The organism is Nocardia acididurans (assembly GCF_016741815.1).
Lineage (GTDB): Bacteria > Actinomycetota > Actinomycetes > Mycobacteriales > Mycobacteriaceae > Nocardia > Nocardia acididurans.
Genome location: NZ_JAERRJ010000013.1, coordinates 14108 through 31529 on the forward strand (window position 1 = coordinate 14108; position 17422 = coordinate 31529).

At 68.6% G+C, this 17422-nt stretch carries 18 protein-coding genes; 10 read left to right on the plus strand and 8 right to left on the minus strand.

Going from position 1 to position 17422, the window contains the following annotated elements; translation table 11 throughout:
- Window positions 1–8 precede the first annotated feature (8 nt).
- Window positions 9–782: a sporulation protein gene (locus tag JK358_RS30380; RefSeq protein ID WP_201954488.1), complete on the plus strand. Its 774-nt coding sequence runs from the start codon at window positions 9–11 to the stop codon at window positions 780–782.
- On the opposite strand, the gene JK358_RS40485 is transcribed toward JK358_RS30380, so the two are convergent.
- Window positions 746–1618 carry an ATP-grasp domain-containing protein gene (locus JK358_RS40485; RefSeq protein WP_201954490.1) on the minus strand — a complete coding sequence of 291 codons (873 nt, stop codon included), beginning with the start codon at window positions 1616–1618 and terminating at the stop codon, window positions 746–748. The two genes, JK358_RS30380 and JK358_RS40485, sit on opposite strands and share 37 nt — an antisense overlap.
- Complete coding sequence (locus JK358_RS30390) at window positions 1615–2523, minus strand: ATP-grasp domain-containing protein (protein ID WP_201954493.1); 909 nt, start codon at window positions 2521–2523, stop codon at window positions 1615–1617. The genes JK358_RS40485 and JK358_RS30390 overlap by 4 nt, the downstream gene beginning before the upstream one ends.
- 197 nt (window positions 2524–2720) lie before the next feature.
- Here JK358_RS30390 and JK358_RS30395 point away from each other — a divergent pair, with 197 nt between their 5' ends.
- The 3 genes from JK358_RS30395 to JK358_RS30405 all read left to right on the plus strand — a co-directional run bounded on the left by JK358_RS30395 (window position 2721) and on the right by JK358_RS30405 (window position 5162).
- Entirely contained in the window at window positions 2721–3464 is a 744-nt protein-coding gene (locus tag JK358_RS30395) for a sporulation protein (RefSeq protein WP_201954495.1), read from the plus strand.
- Between the two features lie 130 nt (window positions 3465–3594).
- Window positions 3595–4674, plus strand: a complete 1080-nt coding sequence (locus JK358_RS30400) for an NAD(P)H-dependent amine dehydrogenase family protein (protein ID WP_201954497.1) — start codon at window positions 3595–3597, stop codon at window positions 4672–4674.
- Window positions 4671–5162: a carboxymuconolactone decarboxylase family protein gene (locus tag JK358_RS30405; protein ID WP_201954499.1), complete on the plus strand. Its 492-nt coding sequence runs from the start codon at window positions 4671–4673 to the stop codon at window positions 5160–5162. The genes JK358_RS30400 and JK358_RS30405 overlap by 4 nt, the downstream gene beginning before the upstream one ends.
- A 75-nt stretch (window positions 5163–5237) precedes the next feature.
- Here JK358_RS30405 and yaaA read toward each other — a convergent pair whose 3' ends face one another.
- Together yaaA and JK358_RS30415 are read right to left on the minus strand one after the other, a co-directional pair.
- The gene (gene yaaA / locus JK358_RS30410; RefSeq protein WP_201954501.1) at window positions 5238–5981 is read right to left on the minus strand and encodes a peroxide stress protein YaaA; all 744 of its coding nucleotides are present in this window, start codon (window positions 5979–5981) and stop codon (window positions 5238–5240) included.
- Between the two features lie 61 nt (window positions 5982–6042).
- The gene (locus JK358_RS30415; RefSeq protein WP_372440758.1) at window positions 6043–7560 is read right to left on the minus strand and encodes a multicopper oxidase family protein; all 1518 of its coding nucleotides are present in this window, start codon (window positions 7558–7560) and stop codon (window positions 6043–6045) included.
- Between the two features lie 195 nt (window positions 7561–7755).
- Between JK358_RS30415 and JK358_RS30420 the strand changes: the two genes are divergently transcribed.
- The 3 genes from JK358_RS30420 to JK358_RS30430 all read left to right on the plus strand — a co-directional run bounded on the left by JK358_RS30420 (window position 7756) and on the right by JK358_RS30430 (window position 11508).
- The gene (locus tag JK358_RS30420; RefSeq protein WP_201954505.1) at window positions 7756–9033 is read left to right on the plus strand and encodes a sensor histidine kinase; all 1278 of its coding nucleotides are present in this window, start codon (window positions 7756–7758) and stop codon (window positions 9031–9033) included.
- Complete coding sequence (locus JK358_RS30425; RefSeq protein WP_201954508.1) at window positions 9030–9674, plus strand: response regulator; 645 nt, start codon at window positions 9030–9032, stop codon at window positions 9672–9674. The genes JK358_RS30420 and JK358_RS30425 overlap by 4 nt, the downstream gene beginning before the upstream one ends.
- A 76-nt stretch (window positions 9675–9750) precedes the next feature.
- Complete coding sequence (locus JK358_RS30430; protein ID WP_201954510.1) at window positions 9751–11508, plus strand: proline--tRNA ligase; 1758 nt, start codon at window positions 9751–9753, stop codon at window positions 11506–11508.
- 83 nt (window positions 11509–11591) lie between these two features.
- On the opposite strand, the gene JK358_RS30435 is transcribed toward JK358_RS30430, so the two are convergent.
- The 4 genes from JK358_RS30435 to JK358_RS30450 form a co-directional block, all read right to left on the minus strand.
- A complete protein-coding gene (locus JK358_RS30435; protein ID WP_201954512.1) occupies window positions 11592–12245 on the minus strand; it encodes a Uma2 family endonuclease in 654 nt (217 codons plus the stop codon).
- A gap of 127 nt (window positions 12246–12372) precedes the next feature.
- Window positions 12373–13773 (minus strand): three-helix bundle dimerization domain-containing protein, encoded by a 1401-nt coding sequence (locus JK358_RS30440; protein WP_307817808.1) that lies wholly within the window; start codon window positions 13771–13773, stop codon window positions 12373–12375.
- A gap of 157 nt (window positions 13774–13930) precedes the next feature.
- A complete protein-coding gene (locus JK358_RS30445; RefSeq protein ID WP_201954516.1) occupies window positions 13931–14365 on the minus strand; it encodes a ferritin-like domain-containing protein in 435 nt (144 codons plus the stop codon).
- Entirely contained in the window at window positions 14362–14946 is a 585-nt protein-coding gene (locus tag JK358_RS30450) for a hypothetical protein (RefSeq protein WP_307817809.1), read from the minus strand. Before JK358_RS30450 ends, JK358_RS30445 begins: the two co-directional genes overlap by 4 nt.
- A 312-nt stretch (window positions 14947–15258) precedes the next feature.
- Here JK358_RS30450 and rimP point away from each other — a divergent pair, with 312 nt between their 5' ends.
- The 3 genes from rimP (at window position 15259) to JK358_RS30465 (ending at window position 17418) form a co-directional block, all read left to right on the plus strand.
- Entirely contained in the window at window positions 15259–15891 is a 633-nt protein-coding gene (gene rimP / locus JK358_RS30455; RefSeq protein WP_201954846.1) for a ribosome maturation factor RimP, read from the plus strand.
- Window positions 15888–16916, plus strand: coding sequence for a transcription termination factor NusA (gene nusA, locus JK358_RS30460; RefSeq protein ID WP_201954518.1), 1029 nt, complete (start codon window positions 15888–15890; stop codon window positions 16914–16916). Before rimP ends, nusA begins: the two co-directional genes overlap by 4 nt.
- Window positions 16917–17061: 145 nt before the next feature.
- Window positions 17062–17418 (plus strand): YlxR family protein, encoded by a 357-nt coding sequence (locus JK358_RS30465; protein WP_201954520.1) that lies wholly within the window; start codon window positions 17062–17064, stop codon window positions 17416–17418.
- The last annotated feature ends 4 nt before the right edge of the window (window positions 17419–17422 follow it).

Here is a 17422-nt window from a genome sequence, read left to right on the forward strand (position 1 = left end):
CTGTCCCTATGTTCAAGAAGTTGCTGGCGTCCGTCGGGGTGGGCGGCGCCGAGGTTGAAACCGAGTTGCACACACCCGGAGTCCAGCCCGGCGGCACGGTGCACGGCGTCATCCGTCTCAAGGGCGGCGGGGTCGAGCAGGAGATCTCCCGCGTCGCAGTCGAATTCGTCACCCGCGTCGAACTCGAGCACAGCGAGGAGGAGCAGAGCGCGCACCGCGGGTTCTACTTCACCGAGGTGCACGGGGCGCTGCGGCTGCCGGCGCACGCGCTCTACGACATTCCGTTCGGGCTGTACACGCCGCTGGAAGCGCCCATCACCTTCTACAACGGGCGGCACCTGCCCGGCATGGCGGTGTCGGTGCGCACCATCGTCGAGATCGCGGGCGCGGTCGACACCGGCGACAGCGACCCCATCGGCATCGGGGCGCTGCCCGCCCAGCACGTGATCCTGTCCGCCCTGGAACAACTCGGGCTGTCGCTGCGCTCCGCGGACTGCGAATGGGGTTCGCTGCGTGGCATCCGGCAGGAGCTGCCGTTCTATCAGGAGATCGAATTCGGTGCGTCCTACCGGTATCCGCGCCTGAACCAGCTCGAGGTCACCTTCGTCGCGCGCGCCGACGGGATGGACGTGATCCTCGAGGGTGACAAGAAGGGCAGCTGGTACAGCGAGGGCAGCGACGTCTACGACGTGCTGTTCGTGGACTACAACTCGCTCAGCCACGTGGACTGGACCGCCGTGCTGGATCAGCGCCTGGCGGCTATGGCCTCACGCGGGCACTGAGCCGACGTGAGGGCATGGGCGGCCAGCGCTTCGGCTGCGCCGTCCTGGCCCCGCATGCCGGGGAAGGCGTTCACGTCGATGATCACCGGCTGCCCGTCGACCTCGAGCAGGTCGACGCCGTAGACCTCCAGGCCGAACACCGCGCCGACCCGCAGCGCGAGCTCCGACCACGGATGCGGGCCGGGTAGCGGTTGATCGGGAAGGGTTGTGCCGGAGGCGAATTCCGATCGCCGCAGGGCCGCGAACACGCGACCCGCCACCACCCACAGCTTGTGATCCCAGCCGGTGCCCGGCATCCACTCCTGTGTGATCACCGGCTCATTCGGCCAAAGCTCCTGCAGGGCAGCGAGTTCCGCGCCCTCGGTCACCCGGGTGACGAGATCGTCGCGGCGACTGCGATGGCTCTTCACCACCAGTGCGCGGGGCAGTGGCCCGGTGACCGGACCCAGCCACGACCGCAGCGCCCCGATGTCCGGCCAGGCCGTGGTGGCGGCGAAGGGCAGCCCGGCGTGCTCCGCGCGGCGCGCCATCCATACCCGGTCCTGACAGAACTCCGTCGCCGCCGCCGTGTTGACCACGGGAATTCCGCGCCGCTCCAGCGTGCGGGCGAGTGCGATCGCGGACGGCGTGCGCGCCTTCAGCAGGTACACCTGCGCGGGCTCGGCCGGTGGTTCCGCTGTGGGGGAGAGGGTTTCGACACGGTGCCCGGCCGCCTCCAGCAGTGCGGCGGTACCGGCGAGCAGCGGATGCGCGGCGTCGGCCGTGAGCAGTCCCACCCGAACCGATCCGTCACCCGAGCCGACGACGCCCGCCGCTCGCGCGGCGGTGACGCTCACAGCTGGGCCGCCAATGCGATCCGGCCGGGCTGTTCGGCCGAGCACAGCCGGGAATGCGAGCTGCCGTTGCGTGCGAGGTCGATTACGGCCGCGGCCACCGTTTCCACCGCGTCGGGCACCTTGCGGAAGCTGGGAAAGTCGTTGATATCCACCACGACCGGCCCGTCCGGGCCGAGCACGATATCCACGCCGTACAGATCGAGGCCGAAGATCTCGCCGATCCGCGCCGCGATCTCGGCCACCTCGGCGGTCAGCGGGACCGGGCGATCCGGGGCGGTGCGCGCACCCGCCAGCGGGGAGGTGCGTTCGGTGCCGTAGAGCCGGCCGCCGACGCAGTAGACCTTCAGATCCACACCGGAATTCGGCACATACGGCTGGGCGATCACGAGGCTGGTCTCCGCGAATTCCCCGGCCAGCGCGAGCAGTTCCTCGGGACGCTCCACCCGGTGCACGCCGCGTCCCGAACTGCCGTCGGCGGGTTTCACCACCAGCGGATAGCGTGCGGAGGGTAGTCGAGCCAGATCGGCCAGTCGCGCCGCCGCCCACGTCGGGGGCACCGGCAATCCGGCCGCCGCGGCGATCACGGCCGCGGCGGCTTTGTCCCGCACCCCGCGAATCGCGCGGGCGTCGTTGACCGTGGTGAGCCCGGTCGCGGCGGCGGCCTCCAGCAGCCCCAGGCCCGGCCCACCGGACACGGTCTTCAGCACCCAGGCATCGTGGCTTCCGGTGTGCAGCAGCGAATTCAGTGCCAGCAGTTCACCACCCGGCCGCAGCACCTCGACCCGATGCCCCCAGCGGCGGAGCCGGTGTGCCACTTCGCCCGGCATCCCGTCCCTGCGGTACTGCTCCTCGACCAGAAAGCAGAAACTCATCCGAGCCGCCACGGCGGTCCCCCGATTCTTCACGCTGTTCCCTTGCGGCACAGACTGTTTGCCGTTCCTTCACCACGATCATCTGTTCCGCTCGCTGGAGCGCAACAACTTCGACCCGGCAGTGCCGAAAATTCAGGGTTCGCTCAGGGAGAACCCTGGCCCCACACCGGAATACCGGGTGCGCGGACGCCGCGCTGGCGGAAGTTGCGCGAGCTTGCCAGGATTGGCGCATGGTCGAGAAATTGCCGACGGCGGGCGGCGTCGGCGGAGCCCGGGTCGAAACCGAACTGCACACCCCCGTCGTCCGGCCGGGCGAGCTGGTGCGCGGTGTGATTCGGTTGCGGGGCGGGGATATTCGCCGGGACGTCAACCGGATCGCGGTGGAGCTCGTCGCCACGATCGCCGACGGGTTCGCGGGCGAACACGCGGTGGAGCCGCGGCGGTTCCATCGCAGCGTGGTGGCCGGGCCGTTGCACTGGGAAGCCCACGGGGGCCACGACTTCGAGTTCGAACTGGCCCTGCCGTTCGAAGCGCCGCTGACCGGGTACGACGGCAACTCGCTGCCGGGCACCGCGGTTTCGGTGCGCACCCTCGTCGATCTGACCGACGGCATCGCGGGGGACACCCGCCCCCTCACGGTCGAACCACTGGGCGTGCAACACGAAATCCTCTACGCCCTGGAGGATCTCGGCTTCGGGCTGCAACACGCCGAGCTGGAGGACGGCTGGATCCGGGGCATCCAGCAGGAGCTGGCGTTCTATCAGGAGATTCGCTTCGCGCCGTCCACCGACTATCCGAAGCTCGAGGAGCTCGTGGTCGTGTTCGTTGCCGGGACCGACGGGGTGGAGGTGGTGCTCGAGGTGAACAGGAACGAGGGCGACGCCTACGGCTCGCTCTACGTGGACTATGGCGAGGAAGACGATCTGGACTGGACAGCCACCCTCGACGCGCAGCTCTCCGGCCTCGGGCACTGAGCGGAAATGGCACCGGTTCGCCATGTGAACCGGCGCTGAATCACTGAGTGAGAACGGCTCTGGACAGAAAAACTGTAACGTGTTCTCGATTTCGCTCCGGGAGCGTGCCGGGAGTTGCTAGCCTCCCGGCATGATCGCCACCCTGGTCTGGGGCACCGGCAATGTCGGCCGGGCAGCCATCCGCGCCGTCGCCGCGCACCCAGCCCTCACGCTCTCCGGTGTCCTCGTTCACGATCCCAAGAAAGTCGGTAGGGACGCGGGCGAACTCGCCGGGCTCGACACCGAACTCGGCGTCCCCGCCACCGACGACATCGACGCCGCGCTCGCCGCGAAACCCCGGGCGGTCGTCTACGCCGCCTCCGGGGACATCCGGCCCTTCGAAGCCTTCACCGACATCCTGCGCGCCATCCGCGCCGGAGCCGTCGTCGTCACGCCCGCGCTCTACGCCTTCTACGACCACCGCAGCGCCCCGGCGGATCTGCGCGAGCAGGTCGAGGCGGCCGTCGCCGAAGGCGGCGGGTCGCTGTTCGTCTCCGGCATCGACCCCGGCTGGGGCAACGACGTGCTGCCCCTGCTCATGACCGGGCTGGCCACCAGCGTGGATGTGGTGCGCTGCCAGGAGATCTTCGACTACACCACCTACGACCAGCCCGATTCGGTGCGCTACCTGGTCGGCATGGGGCAGCCCATGGACTACCAGCCGCCCATGCTCGCGCCCGGCGTGCCGACCATGGTGTGGGGCGGGCAGATTCGGCTCATGGCGCGGGCCCTCGGCGCGGAGCTCGACGAGATCGTCGAGACCCTCGACCGGCGTCCGCTCGACGACACCATCAGCACCGAGCGCATGGGCGAATTCGAGGCCGGTACGCAGGGTGCGGTGCGCTTCGAGGTGCAGGGCATCATCGGCGGGGAACCCCGCATCGTCATCGAACACGTCACGCGCATCCACGGCTCCTGCGCACCCGACTGGCCGACGCCGCCCACCGGCGACGGCGCGCACCGGGTGATCCTCGAAGGCCGCCCGCACATCGAGGTCAGCATCGAGGCCACCGATGAGGGCGGCAACCGCTCCGCGGGCGGAAACGCCACGGCCGTAGGCAGATTGGTCGGCGCCATCGACTGGCTCGCCGCCGCCGAACCCGGCCTCTACGACGCTCTCGACATCCCCCTCCGCCCCGCCGTCGGCATTCTCGGAAAGGCCAAGCCATGATCATCGACATTCCCGAAGGCAAAGACCCCATCGGCTACGTCTGGGGAGAGATGGTGCCGGGCATCGGCATCGCCGCCTCCCAGTTCTCCCTCGCCGTCTACGAGCACACCACCCTCGGACTGCGCGAATTCGAAGCCGCCCGTTTGCGTATCGCCGCCATCAACGGCTGCCTGTTCTGCCTGGACTGGCGCACCGACCGCAAGGGCGAGAAGGTCGAGGACACCTTCCTCGACGAGGTCGAGCAGTGGCGCACCAGCGACGCCCTCGACACCCGCGCGAAACTCGCCGCCGAATACGCCGAACGCTATGCGCAGGACCACCACAACCTCGACGACGAGTTCTGGGAGCGCATGAAGGCCCACTACTCGCACGCCGAGATCGTGGAGCTCTCCATGTGCATCGGATCCTGGCTCGCCTTCGGGCGGCTCAACCATGTGCTGGGGCTGGACGCGGTCTGCGTGCTGCCCAGTCACGCCGCCCAGCAGTAACACGCTGTGCCCTGAGCTCGCCTGCCCGGCAATATCCTTGCCGGGCAGGCGATGTCGTTCAGATGTAGTGACCGCTCAGGTGAGGACGAGAAGTTCTGTCGGCGAGGCGATCTCGCAGCGCAGGCCGAACTTCTCCGCCACCCGCGCCACGCCGCCGATATCGGTGGGCTCGGTGCGCGAGAGCACCAGCGCGCGGGCCAGCAGGCCCTTGTGATGTTTGTTGAAGTGGCTCACCACGGTTCGGCTGCCGTCCGGGCGTTCGGTGAGCACCGTCGCCGTCACCGCGCCCGGGATGCGGCCCAGATTCTGGTACGTGCCCGACCGCAGATCGATAGTCAGCGCACCGTCGGTCTCCGCACGCAGCGCCTCGGGCAGCACCTTCTTCCACACCGCCTGCAGCGTCGGCTGACCCGGCAGCTTCGAACCACCCGAGAGCCGGTACGCCGGAATCGGATCGCCCGCCCGGACCACACCGAACAGCGCCGAACCGATCGCCAGGCGCGCATCCGCCTTGGCGCGCTGGGCTTTCGTGAAACCCGGGGCGTCGAGCGCGTCGTAGAGCACACCCGTGTAGCGATCCAGCGCCGGGCGCGTGGGGGAGCTGCGCAGGGCGGCGTTGCGGGCGATCTCCGCGTCCGCGCCCTTGCCCAGACCCAGCGCCGAACGCGAGGCGTCCGGATCGGCCGCGAGCTTCGTCAACTGCGTGACGAGTTCGTCGCGCACCGCCGTGAGCTGCGGCATGGCCAGCGAATCCAGATTCAGCGGACCGCCCGAGCCGCCATCGGACTTGGTTTCGGAGGGAGGCAGCAGCACCAGCACGAGCGCTTAGGGTAGTGCCCCGCACGGCGTGCCGGTGCGGCGGGCGGTCGGTGTGCGCGTGTCACCCGTGCCGACCGTGCGGCGAACCGGACATATCCATCGGCGCGGGCCGCTCGCCCGGACCCAGCACCAGGAACTGGCCCATCATGCCGCGATCCTCGTGCAGCAGCAGATGACAGTGGTACATGTACGGGATCGCCGGGTCGGTGTAGTCGGCGAAGTGCATGGCGAGGGTGTAGGTCACACCCGGCGCGGTGTAGATCGTGTCCTTCCAGCCCGACAGCTCCGGCGGCGGCGCGGCGCCGTCCACCGCGAGCACCTGGTACTGGACGTCGTGGACATGGAAGTTGTGCGGCCAGTTGTCGTTGTTGCGGACCGTCCACACCTGGGTGGACTCGACCGGGATGGTCAGGTCGACGCGGTTCATGTCCATGCGCTGGTTGTTGATCATGAACCACTTCAGCTCGAAGGCGTGATCCGGTGCGGTGGTCGCGGCCGCCAGCGCGGTCATGGGCACGAGCGTGGCGGGCACCTCGGCGGCGGGCCGGAGGGTGCTTGCCGGGCGCAGGCTCAGGATGTCGAAGCTGTCGTCGAAACCGAACTCGGCGGCCCGGTCGATACCGTCGCGCTCGACCACCGGCGTCGATCGCAGGGTGACCGGCTCGCCCGCGCGGACGGTGACCACGATCTCGGCCCGCTCGCCGGGGCTGAGCTGAATCCGGTTCAGCGGCACGGCCTTCGGCATCAGGCCGCCGTCGGTGGCCACCAGCTGGAACACGCGGTCGTCGGAGAATCCGAGCGTGTAGATCCGGCCCGACGAGCCGTTCAGCATGCGCAGCCGGATCCGTTCGGTGCGGACTTCCAGATGCGCGCCCGCGATGCCGTTGGTGACGATGGTGTCGCCTAGCAGGCCCACATCGGTGGGGGCGGACTCGTCCAGTGCGCCATCGGGCGTGAAGCGCCGATCCTGGATCACCAGGGGGATGTCGTCCACGCCGTACTCGCCCGGCAGGCCGAGCGCGTCGGCCTCGTCGTCGTCCACCAGGAACAAGCCCGAAAGTCCCCGGTACACATGCTTTTCGGTGACGCCGTGCGGATGCGGGTGGTACCACAGCGTTCCGGCCTGCTGCGCCACCGTCCACTCGGCCGTCCACTCCGCTCCCGGCGCGATCATCTGGTGTGGGCCGCCGTCCGAGCGCGCGGGTACGTGCATGCCGTGCCAGTGCACCGTCGTCGGCTCGGGCAGGGAATTACGCACGCGGCAGCGGACGGCCTCGCCGCGTCGCGCCCGCAGGGTCGGACCGAGCACCGAACCGTTGAATCCCCAAGTGGCGGTGTGTTTTCCGGCCAGCATCTCGGTGGTCCCGGCCTGGGCTTCCACATCGAACACGCGAACCCCGGCCGCGTCGATGGTCGAGGCGGCGAGCGGCGGAATCGGCAGCGGCCGAGTCGCACCGGCCGCCGAGCCCCCGGTCGCGCTCCCCGCCGACCCGTCCCGCCCCGGCGAGCACCCGGCCACCACCGCCAGCGAGGTGACTGCGAATCCAGTGAGAAAGCCCCTCCGCGAGACCACGACCACTCCTTTGCCTGCCGATTGCTGAACCCCATCCAGCCTCGGCGGCCGTGTCCGTGTGTTGTTCGGCCGCGAGGTCCGTGATCACACCCGCACTTCCGGCCTCGAGGACCTTGTGCCTGCCGGGTGCGGCGTGCTAGGGCACCGGCCGTGGGAGGCTCGGAGCCGGACGGGGTTCGCCGGTCACCTACCGTTGCCTGTGTGAAGGACCTCCTCGACTGGCGTGCTGAACGCCCACTGCTGCGGTATCTGCCGCTGGCGGTGGTGCCGGTGCTGTTGCTCGCGAGCACCTTTCCCGGCCAGTTCCGGGTGCCGCTGAGCTACTGGCTGCTCGCCATGGCGGCCGCCGCGATCTTCGCCTTCGGGCAGCGGTGGCCGCTGCCGGTCTCGCTGGCCGTGTCGGCGTTTGCCGTGCCGATGCTGCACGCCCCCGCGTGGGGGCTGTCGGGTCTGGTGCCGTACCTGGGCGCGGTCGCCCTCGCGGATGTGGTCATGCGCAGCACGGGATGGCGGGTGGCGGCCATCGCCACCGCGGGCTGGGCGCTGGCGGTGATCATCGGCCAGTGGAACGGCCACGACGAATCGCTGCCCCGCGCGGCCGTTCTCGTCCAGGCGGGCACCTACGTCGGGCTGCCGCTGCTGCTCGGCCTCTACCTGCGCGGTCAGCGCACCCTCGCCGCGACCATGCGGGATCGTGCGGTCGAGGCCGAAAACCGCCGTGACGCAGCCGAATCCCATGCCCGGGCCGCCGAACGCAGCGCCATGGCCCGCGAGCTGCACGACCTGGTCGCCCACCACATCGCGGCAATCCTGTTGCGTATCAAGGTCGCCCGGCATGTGGTCGCCGACGCCGATCCGCGCGTGACCGCTGTCCTCGACGATGTCCGCGATACCGCCACCTCCGCCCTCGCCGATATCCGCAGGCTGCTCGCGGCCCTGCGCGACCCGGAACTCAGCGAGGCCGCACCGGTGGATTCCGCCGCGCTGGGTACCGAGATCGCGGCAGCCGTCGAGCGAGTCCGGGCGGCGGGGCTGACCGTGGACGCCGAAATCGACTCTCGGCTGGACGGATTGGACGCGATCGGCCGGCTGACCCTGCTGCGTCTGGTGCAGGAATCGCTCACCAACGCGATGAAGTACGCCGATCGCGCGGCCCCGGTGCGGCTCCGGCTGAGCGACCGGGCGTCCCGCGCCGCGGCTGCGCCCGGCATCGTGCTCGACATCAGCAACCGGCTGCGCGAGCCGTCGGCGGCGGCCGGGGACGGGCACGGCATCATCGGGATGCGGGAGCGGATCGAAATGGCCGACGGCACCCTCGACGTCGGCGCGGTCGGCCGCTACTGGCGACTCGAAGCCCATTTGCCTACCGCCACCGCGCAATCCGGAGTCGGCGCACAGGCCGATGCGACAGCGACCCGGCAGGCGGCGGCACCGTTGCCGGCGACGCCACTCGATGCGGACGGAGGCGCGACGCGATGATTCGGGTGCTGCTGGTGGACGACCAGCGTCTGATCCGCGCGGGCCTGCGGATGCTGCTCGAGTCCACCTCGGATTTCCTCGTGGTGGGGGAGGCCGCGGACGGGGTGGAGGCGGTGCGGGCGGCGGCCGAGCTCGCGCCGGATCTGGTTCTCATGGATCTGCGCATGCCCGGCCGGGACGGGACCTCCGCCACCCGCGATATCCGGGCCGCGCGCCCGGAGTCGAAGGTGCTGGTGCTCACCACCTTCGACGATGACGATCACCTGTATCCCGCGCTCGCGGCCGGGGCGTCGGGGTATCTGGTCAAGGACACCGATCCCGCCGACCTGCTCGCCGCCATGCGCCGCACCATGGAGGGCGACATGCTGTTCTCGCCCGCCCTGCTGCGCCGGCTGGTCGAGCGGGCCGTCACCACACCCGAGCCGCCGCCCGCGCGGGTCGGGCTCACGCCGCGCGAACACGACATCCTCGATCTGGTCGGCGACGGGTACGCCAATCAGGAGATCGCCGACCGGCTGCACCTGGGTCTGAGCACAGTCAAGACCCATATCGCCAACCTGCTCGACAAGACCGGCACCGACAATCGGGTCCGCCTCGCCGTTTACGCCGATCGCAGCCGTCGCAATCAGCCGCTCGAGTGAGCTGCGTCCCGGCCGGGGGTGCGGGAACGGTAATGCGTTGCGGGTATCGCGTGCGCACCGACTACCCTGTGCTTCCGTGATCACGCGCCTCTCCCAACTCTTCCTGCGCACCCTGCGCGACGACCCCGCCGACGCCGAGGTGCCCAGCCACAAGCTGCTGGTCCGCGCCGGATACGTGCGCCGCATCGCCCCGGGTGTCTACTCGTGGCTGCCGCTGGGCCTGCGCACGCTGCGCAAGGTCGAAGAAGTCGTCCGTGAGGAAATGAACGCCATCGGCGCTCAGGAGATCTCGCTGCCCGCGCTGCTGCCGCGCGACCCGTACGAGGCCACCAACCGCTGGACCGAATACGGCGACGCGCTGTTCCGGCTGAAGGACCGCAAGGGCCAGGACTACCTGCTCGGCCCCACCCACGAGGAACTGTTCGCGCTCACCGTGAAGGGCGAATACAACTCCTACAAGGACCTGCCCGTCACCCTGTACCAGATCCAGACCAAGTACCGCGACGAAGGCCGCCCCCGCGCCGGCATCCTGCGCGGCCGCGAGTTCATCATGAAGGACTCGTACTCCTTCGATCTGGACGACGACGGCCTGAAGAAGTCCTACAACGCGCATCGCGAGGCCTACCAGCGCATCTTCGAGCGCCTCGGCGTCTCCTACGTCATCGTGGCCGCCACCTCCGGCGCCATGGGCGGATCGGCGTCCGAGGAGTTCCTGGCCGACAGCCCCGTCGGCGAGGACACCTACGTGATCTGCCGCGAATCCGGCTACGCCGCCAATGTCGAAGCCGTCGTCACCGCCGCGCCGCCGGAGATCGCCATCGAGGGCCAGCCCGAGGCGGTCGTCCACGACACCCCCGGCACCCCCACCATCGCCACCCTCGTCGACTGGGCCAACAACGCCGGTATCGACAAGCAGCTCGGCCGCACGGTGACCGCCGCCGACACGCTCAAGAACGTGATGGTCAAACTCCGCCACCCCGACGGCAAGACCGAAATCCTCGCCGTCGCCGTCCCCGGCGACCGCGAGGTCGACGACAAGCGCCTCGGCGCGTCCGTCGAACCGGCCGAGGTCGAGATGCTCGACGACGCCGACTTCAAGGCCAACCCCTTCCTGGTCAAGGGCTACATCGGCCCGAAGGCCCTGCAGGCCAACGGCATCCGCTACCTCGTCGACCCCCGCGTGGTCACCGGCACCTCCTGGATCACCGGCGCCGACGAACCCGGCAAGCATTACGTCGGCCTGGTGGCGGGCCGCGACTTCACCCCCGACGGCACCATCGAGGCCGCCGAGGTCCGCGACGGCGACCCGTCCCCCGACGGCCGCGGCGTCCTGGAATCCGCCCGCGGCATCGAAATCGGCCACATCTTCCAGCTCGGCCAGAAGTACACCGACGCCTTCGAGGTCGACGTCCTCGGCGAGAACGGCAAGCCGGTGCGCCTGACCATGGGCTCCTACGGCGTCGGCGTCTCCCGCATGGTGGCCGTCATAGCCGAGCAGATGCACGACGACAAGGGCCTGCGCTGGCCCTCCGAGATCGCCCCCTACGACATCCACGTCGTCATCGCCAACAAGGACGAGGGCGCGCGCTCGGGCGCCGAACAGGTTGTCGCCGAACTCGACTCCCAGGGCCTGGAAGTCCTCTTCGACGATCGCACCGCCTCCCCCGGCGTCAAGTTCAAGGACGCCGAACTCCTCGGCATGCCCTACGTCCTCGTCGTCGGCCGCGGCTGGGCCGAAGGCAAGGTGGAACTGCGCGACCGCTTCGCGGGCACCAGCGAAGAACTCCCCGCCGACACCGCCGTCCAGGCTGTCCTCGCCAAGATCCGCGGCTGACCCTCGGCATCAACCGAATACGCACCGAGCCGTGCGACACCTCGTGTCGCACGGCTCGGTGCGTGTAGGGCCACGAACCCGGTTCAGAATTCGAGCTCGGACCACGGGATGCGGATCGCGAAGGGGTGGTCGAACTCTATTCCGAGTGATGCCCCGAACGTCCATTCGCCCGCCACGATGTAGTTGGCAGGGCGAAACGGTGTGACGCCGTCCGGGAGCTGCCCGTGGCCGGATTCGAGGCCGTACGCGCGGATGCTGGCGATCCGACGTGGGTTCCGGCCGAGGATAACTTCCCAGTACCACGGTATTCCCGCGCCCGCGTACCGGGCTTTCTTCGCCTCTACGTCGCGCTCGGTGTTGGACGGCGCGAGAACCTCTCCGGCCACCAGCACATCCGAGGCACGAATGTCCTGGTACTCCTGCTCGAGGCAGCGGAATACCAGGAAGTCCGGAGTGACGAAGTCGGATTTGCCTGTGCGGCCGAAGAATACGTTGGTCTCAGAGGAGACGCGCCAGCACTGTTCCGGATGGCTGGACATTCTCTCCCGGGCGCAACGCCGAAGTGCGGACCACAACAGGTTCGTGAAGTCCTGGTGCTCGGCGGGGCCTCTTCGCACCCACACCACTCGGCCTTCCCACAGCTCGATCTCCCCGGCGATTTCGTCGGGCAGTTGCTCGAGTTCCTCCCAGGTCATGTACTCGGGCAGATCCGGTCCCTCGACAGGTGGGGTCGGCATATCCGCCATGCTACCGAGATCGAATGTGGGATCGGTCTGTCGTTCGCGACTTGTCATCAATCCCCCTCGAATCGGAAATCCTGCAAGGAGGATTCGAGCCGGGGTGCTCCGGGATTGCTTTCCCGGCCTAGTTGTAGGACGCGGCGACGCCGTCGAGGAGGTGTTCGAGGGTGTCGTAGGTGGGCGGGTCGACTATGTCGATGAGGGTGGGGGTTACCGGGATCTGGTGCTGGGCGGCGACTGTGGTGAACAGGGATTGGTCGGCGGGGCGGAAGCCGTGCTCGGCGGCCAGGCGCTGGAGATCGGGGTCGGTGGTGAGGAGTTTGCCGAGGCGGTCGCCGGAGTCGTCGAGGGGGACGACGGTGTGCTGGGAGAGGACCGTGGGGGAGGGGTAGAGCAGGACCATGTCGGACTTGATCTGGTTGGCGATCGCGGCTGCCATGTATTGGGATTCGTAGATCCAGACCAACGGGGTGGGGCCCATGCCGTTGGCGAGGTAGTCCTTGAAGGGGGCGTCGGAGGAGGACTCGGTGTAGCCCTGGCGGGTGAACAGGCGGGAGACGCGGGAGACGGCGTGGTCTTCGGCGGTCCGGCCGCGGACGATGGTGTTGTCGTTGGCCACGTAGGCCGCTACCGAGAGGTACATGGCGGCGGAGTTGGAGGTGCGGGGGTCGGTGGTGGCTACGAGGATGTTCTTGCGGACGGGGTAGGTGGTGTTACCGGGCAGGGCGTCCCACTGGGTGCCCTTCTCGGCGAGGGCCAGATAGGCCTCCATGTCGAAAGTCGGTGGGGTGGTGGGTTTTACGATGCCCGCCTGGGTGAGCAGATCCGCGATGGGGCGGAAGGTGGCAATGGCCATGGGGGAGGAGAAGGGGGTGTATTTGGCGGTGATGTTGCCCGCGCGCTGGATGCGTTCGGCCGCGGCGGCACTGGAGGGGAAGGCGAAATCGTATTCGGCGAGATCGACGGTGGTGGAGATCTGGCGGGAACCCGCGGGTTCCACTTCGATCTTCAGACCGTGCTTCGCCAGTGCGTCGATGACGCGGGGGTCTTCGAAGAAACTCATCTTCTCCGAACCCACGACCCCGCGCACCGTGGTCAGGGACATGGGCGCGGCCGCTATCGGTTCCGAATCCGGTTGGCGCACAACCAATGCCACGACGGAGGCGAGAACCACGGTCATTACCGCCGCCGCGATCCAGACAATGCGTTTGCGGTCGGCGGGGATGAATGTCGGTGCGTCGGAATCCGTTTCCTTCAGCGGCAATCGCAGATCCGGTTGCGGTTGCGGGGAATTGTTCTTGACGGGTGGCTGCTCCAATTCCCGGCGCACGATGCGCTCCACCAGAATCGGAATGAAGTCGCGGATCCTGTGCCCGTCGAAACGCTGCCGGGCGGCGTCCACCATGGCTTCGACACAGTCCGCGGAATGCGTGTCCCCATAGGTTCCGGCCAGGCGATCCGTCAGCTGCCGCAGGGCCTTCTCCTCCTTGGCCGCCCTGTCCTCCACCGCCACGTGTACTGCCACCAGCATCTCCTCGCCTCACCGAAAATGGCTGTGCGGCAGTGGAATTACCACTGCCGACAACCGCGTCGACATCGATGCATAGCGGGGCATTCGAAACAGCGGGTGCCGCGAAGGTGTGCACCGGCTGAACGGCGGGCGGAAACCGGCCCGAACTCGGTCAGGAGCGGCCCGGGAAGGCCGTCGTCGCCGGATTCGTGCCGAGAATCGACTGCCAGGTGGCCAGGCGCAGCGCCGAATCGGTGAGCGCGCCGACCGCGTAGGCGCGGACATCCGCGCCGCCCGCGTGCTCCACCGCCGCGCACCAGGCGACAGCGCAGTCCGATTCGACGGTGACGGCCAATTTCGCGGCCGGAATCGGATCATTCACTTCGAACGGCACCGTATAGGCCGCATCGGGAGCGGGCACCGAAATATTGAGTCGCTCCATCAATTCGATGGTGGCGTCACGGCGGGCGCGATGCGCCGCCGTGTATTCGGCCACCAGTTTCAGCCGATCCGGATTCGCGTAGGCGGCCACCACGCCATAGGCGTAGACAGCGGCGTATTCGGCACTCAACGCATCCTCGAGCGCCTGGGTGTCGGGCGTGGTCATGCCAGCAGCACCCCCGCGTGGGCGGCGCACGCGGCGCTGATCGAACCGAGCAGCCCGGCCCGGTAGCCGGTCTGGGACGCGCACAGATCCGCGGCGGCCCGCTGCGCGCTGGTCAGCCGGGTCCGCAATTCGGCCACCGTCGGCGGCTGCGCGGGCGCGGCCGGGGTGACCGGCGGGGTGCGGTGGCTGGGTGTGGTCCCGTCACCGTAAACGCCGATGACACGGTCGATTTCGGTCCGCAGCGCATCGGCGTGTTCGGCGCGCTGCGCGGCCACGGTCTGCAGTGCTCCGGCCCGGTCGGGGTTGGTGGCAATGGCGGCGGTCGCGTACACGGCATCGGTACGCGCTGATTCCTCTTGTGTGACAAGCGGATCCGGCATCGACGGTGTTTGTTCGGTGGAGCAGGCGACCGCGCCGAGCGCGGCGACGGCCAGCGCGCCCCCTCCGGCCAGCCGCAAGGCGGTCCGGCGGTCCACCGCCGAGCCGGTATCGGGTGAGGATGTGGGGCACAGGGCCGGGGACCCTGTTCGGTCCGGTGGGACCGCGACACCGGCCGACCGGCCGCTCAGACTGCTGCGCACGCATACATCGTGCCAGCCGTCGCAGCCGCACTGCCGTGCCAGGGCCGTCCGATAGGCTGTGATCTCGATCGATACGCCGACCCGTGCGGGCGAGTCGCTCTGGACACGCCGGACGGGCCGGAGCGCCGACCATGCCGAAGTCGAGACCGTTGGCTGGTCCTTTACACTCTTTCAGCGCGTTACGCTAGACCTTCGGTGGGGTATTTCGCCGACTCTGTCCCAACAGAGCCACGAATACCCCGCCAACCGCGCCCGACCAGGATCGTTCACCGACAACTCAACCCGTCACAACTGAACCAGGAGCCGCCCAACATGCCGATGCCGACCGAGGAAAGGGTGAGCCAGCTAGTTGCTGGGCTCGTCGAACGCCGAGGGTTCGACCTCGAAGGCGTAACGATTTCGGCTGCCGGTACCGTGCACGCCCGGGTTCTCGTGACCATCGACAGCGACGGATCCCCCGATCTGGATGCCGTCGCCGGATTGAGTTCGGACATCTCCGAGGCGCTCGACGACGCCGGTGACTTCGGTGAGACCCCGTATCTGCTGGAGGTCACCACACCCGGCATCGATCGCCCTCTCACCGAACTACGTCACTGGCGGCGCGCACAGGGCCGCAAGGCGAAGATCACCCTACGCCCCGGAGTCGAATCTCCGGATGAAAAGGGCAAAACACGCTTCGAGGCCCGCGTGGGCGCCACCACCGACTCCGAGGTGGCGCTGGTCCTCGGCGGCAAGCGGAAACCACACCGGGTGACGGTGCCGCTGGCCGATATCGAATTCGCCGTCGTCCAAGTGGAATTCAGTCCACCCGGCGCCGCCGAACTCGAACTCGCAGGGGGAGTAGCGCAGGGCCGTCCCCAGCCCGGCGCCCAGGAGGTACCCGCAGAAACAACCGAAGACGCTGCAGCAGCAACCGTTTCATCGACCGAAGGGATCGTGGAATGAACATCGAAATCGAAGCCCTGCGCGCGATAGTCGCCGACAAGGGGATCTCGATGGAGACGGTGATCTCCGCGATCGAGTCGGCCCTACTCACCGCGTACCGGCACACCGAGGGCCACCAGCCCAACGCCCGCATCGACATCAACCAGAAGACCGGTGTCGTGCGCGTCATGGCCCGCGAACTGGACGCCGACGGCAATGTCATCTCCGAATGGGACGACACCCCCGAGGGTTTCGGCCGCATCGCCGCCACCACGGCCCGCCAGGTCGTGCTGCAGCGGCTGCGTGACGCCGAGAACGAGAAATCCTTCGGCGACTTCGCCACCCACGAGGGCGATATCGTCGGCGGCGTCGTGCAGCGCGACGCCCGCATGAACGCCCGCGGCACCATCGTGGTCCGCATCGGCAGCGAGGCGCACGGCGCGGAGGGTGTCATCCCGCCCGCCGAGCAGGTGCCGGGCGAGACCTACGAGCACGGCGACCGCATCAAGTGCTACGTGGTCGGCGTCTCGCGCGGTCCGCGCGGCCCGCAGATCACCCTCTCGCGCACGCACCCGAATCTGGTGCGCCGTCTGTTCGCGCTCGAGGTCCCCGAGATCGCCGACGGCTCCGTCGAGATCGTGGCCGTCGCGCGGGAGGCCGGGCACCGCTCCAAGATCGCGGTCCGCTCGACCGTGCAGGGCGTCAACGCCAAGGGCGCGTGCATCGGCCCGATGGGTCAGCGCGTGCGCAACGTGATGAGCGAGCTGGCCGGCGAGAAGATCGACATCATCGACTACGCCGACGATCCGGCCGCCTTCGTCGGGAATGCTTTGAGCCCGTCGAAAGTTGTGTCCGTCACCATCGTCGATCCCGACGCGCGTGCCGCCCGGGTCGTGGTGCCGGACTTCCAGCTCTCGCTGGCGATCGGAAAAGAAGGTCAGAACGCCCGTCTGGCGGCCCGTCTGACGGGCTGGCGGATCGACATCCGGAGCGACGCCGCCCCTGATGTCGCAGGTTCGATGCGTTCGGAGGCCCACCGCGGCTGATCCCGCGAGTGTGCTCCACCCCCGCCGGCGGGCAGCCGCCGGCGGCTCCGCCGAACCCGCGCGATCGACCAAGATCGGCAATGAAACAGACCCCGCGGATGACATGTTGGTAACTTCCCAAGGGGACGGATGCGGAGATCGGGACATGACAGCGGTACAGTGGACGCAGGCTCAGCGCGAGTCTCCGGTTTCATCGCGCGCCGCACAGGTGAAAGAACGCTCCACACCAGTGCGAACGTGTATCGGATGCCGGAAGCGAGCGTTGGCTGCCGATCTGATGCGGGTCGTGGTGCAGGCTTCTGCGAGTAGTGAGCAGAATCTTGCGGTCGTTCCCGATCCGCGGCGCAGACTTCCCGGACGGGGTGCTTGGTTGCACCCCACTTCCGCTTGTCTGAGCCAAGCAGTTCGGCGCCGAGCATTCGGCAGAGCACTACGAGTGTCCGGAAATCTGGATATCTCAGCCCTGGAGCAAGACGTAGAGAACAGGCACGAGCACTCATGAGCAC

What these genes read in the sequence shown, in the direction of transcription:
- rimP (WP_201954846.1), top strand. Translation starts at nt 15,259, where the DNA reads ATGCCGATGCCGACCGAGGAAAGGGTGAGCCAGCTAGTTGCTGGGCTC.
- JK358_RS30405 (WP_201954499.1), top strand. Translation starts at nt 4,671, where the DNA reads ATGATCATCGACATTCCCGAAGGCAAAGACCCCATCGGCTACGTCTGG.
- nusA (WP_201954518.1), top strand. Translation starts at nt 15,888, where the DNA reads ATGAACATCGAAATCGAAGCCCTGCGCGCGATAGTCGCCGACAAGGGG.
- JK358_RS30380 (WP_201954488.1), top strand. Translation starts at nt 9, where the DNA reads ATGTTCAAGAAGTTGCTGGCGTCCGTCGGGGTGGGCGGCGCCGAGGTT.
- JK358_RS30425 (WP_201954508.1), top strand. Translation starts at nt 9,030, where the DNA reads ATGATTCGGGTGCTGCTGGTGGACGACCAGCGTCTGATCCGCGCGGGC.
- JK358_RS30465 (WP_201954520.1), top strand. Translation starts at nt 17,062, where the DNA reads ATGACAGCGGTACAGTGGACGCAGGCTCAGCGCGAGTCTCCGGTTTCA.
- JK358_RS30400 (WP_201954497.1), top strand. Translation starts at nt 3,595, where the DNA reads ATGATCGCCACCCTGGTCTGGGGCACCGGCAATGTCGGCCGGGCAGCC.
- JK358_RS30395 (WP_201954495.1), top strand. Translation starts at nt 2,721, where the DNA reads ATGGTCGAGAAATTGCCGACGGCGGGCGGCGTCGGCGGAGCCCGGGTC.
- JK358_RS30435 (WP_201954512.1), bottom strand. Translation starts at nt 12,245, where the DNA reads ATGCCGACCCCACCTGTCGAGGGACCGGATCTGCCCGAGTACATGACC.
- JK358_RS30445 (WP_201954516.1), bottom strand. Translation starts at nt 14,365, where the DNA reads ATGACCACGCCCGACACCCAGGCGCTCGAGGATGCGTTGAGTGCCGAA.